Annotated in this window: 2 pseudogenes; one reads left to right on the top strand and one right to left on the bottom strand. The window is 63.2% G+C overall.

From position 1 onward, the window contains the following. Positions 1-65: 65 nt before the first annotated feature. Positions 66-1,079, bottom strand: a pseudogene (locus NYR58_RS20295) (IS701 family transposase); the annotation flags it as partial. A 57-nt stretch (positions 1,080-1,136) separates the two neighbouring features. Between NYR58_RS20295 and NYR58_RS20290 the strand changes: the two are divergent. Beyond that, positions 1,137-1,549: pseudogene (locus NYR58_RS20290) on the top strand (transposase); the annotation flags it as partial. Between the last annotated feature and the right edge of the window lie 80 nt (positions 1,550-1,629).

Below are 1,629 nucleotides of genomic sequence, written 5' to 3'. Positions count from 1 at the left end.
TGAATCAGAATTCACCGCCAAAGGGAATCCCTGCCGATTCAGCCTCGTTTCATCCCGCTCTAGCACTACTTTGGCAGCTTCATCGTGCGCTCCATCGCCATCGGATGCGGCAGTGCGGACATCGTTCTGGTGGTGGCTTGGGTGTGAGAGCGGCGATGACGGCGCGGCGCACGGCCGGCATGCTGGGCTGAGGTGGTCCGACGGGGCTTCTTTTTTTCCCGTCCGGCCTGGCCGAGGCGCCGGTGCTGAAGGAAGGCATAGGCGATCATGGTCATTAGCGCATGGCGGTGAAGCCCCTGCCAGGAGCGGCCCTCGAAGTGATCGAGGCCGAGTTCCTCCTTCATCTGCTGATGGGCCTGCTCGCACACCCAGCGCGCCTTGATGGCGGCCGCAAGCGTCTTCAAGTCCGTCTCTCGGGGAAGATTGGAGAGGTAGTATTTGCGCTCGCCGGAGGCTCTGCATTCACCGACCAGCCATGCTTCCTCGCCCGGCATGTGCTGCTGGCCCTTGTCATGGATACGCTGCGGCGGCCTGTCGGCGATGCAAATGCGCGCGGCGGCGAAGGATGCCTGAAGTGGCCCTTTCGTTCCGTTGCGCCAGCTCAGCTTTGTCCACTCGGCATCGGCGAGCATGGCTTCAGCAGGAATGGAGAGCGTGTCGGGGATCGGATTCTTGCGCGGGCGGCCACGGCCGGCGACCGGAAAGATCAGAGGGACGTTGGCTGGATAAACCTTCTGGTGCTTGGGGATGCCCACAGCCCAAACGAGCCCGCGGGCGCTCAGACCTTGGCGGAACGGCGCCGACAGGCCATAGCCGGCATCGGCAAGAACCATCCCGAACCGCACGCCTGCTGCCATCAGCCGGTCGATCTCCTCGAGCGCCATCTCGGGCTTCGTTTGTGGGACGCGCCAGGGCTCTGACACATGGGCGCGCTGCATGTGATCGGGGTCACCCGTCCAGCTCTCCGGCAGGAACAGCCGCAGGCCGACCGCCACAGGGACCTCGTCGCGCGCAAGCGTCAGCGATACCAGAGTCTGGCAATTGGCTCTCTTGTCTGGCGTCAGCGCCCATGGGACAGCTTGGGGTGATTGAAGAACGGAGGATTTCTGGCTCATCGTAACCGTCAAGGAGTGAAGATGAGACAGAAATCCGGACCATCCAAACCGCCCGCCGAGACCGTCGTGAAGGACATCCGGCGCCGCACGCGGAAGCAGCATTCGGCGGAGGAGAAGATCCGCATCGTGTTGGAGGGGCTGCGCGGCGAGGAGAGCATCGCTGAGCTCTGCCGGCGCGAGGGGATCGCGACGAGCCTGTACTACAGCTGGTCGAAGGAGTTCCTCGAGGCGGGCAAGAAGCGGCTCACCGGGGACACGGCGCGTCAGGCCACGGCGCCGGAGGTGAAGGAGTTGCGGGCGGAGGCCGCGGCCCTCAAGGAGGCGGTGGCCGACCTGACGCTCGAGAACCGCCTGCTCAAAAAAAGCATGATCGGGGATGGGGAGGCAGACGCATGAGGTACCCTGCCTCCGAGAAGCTTGAGATCATTCGCATGGGGCTGTCAGGAATTTTGTGTCTGAGGCCATGATGATGGAAAGGAGAATCATCACATGGCCATTGAGAAGGAACTTTTGG

The sequence above is a fragment of the Chelativorans intermedius genome, assembly GCF_025398255.1.
Classification (GTDB): domain Bacteria; phylum Pseudomonadota; class Alphaproteobacteria; order Rhizobiales; family Rhizobiaceae; genus Chelativorans; species Chelativorans intermedius.
The sequence above is the reverse complement of the archived record's forward strand: the minus strand, read 5'-3'. Positions and strand labels throughout refer to the sequence as shown.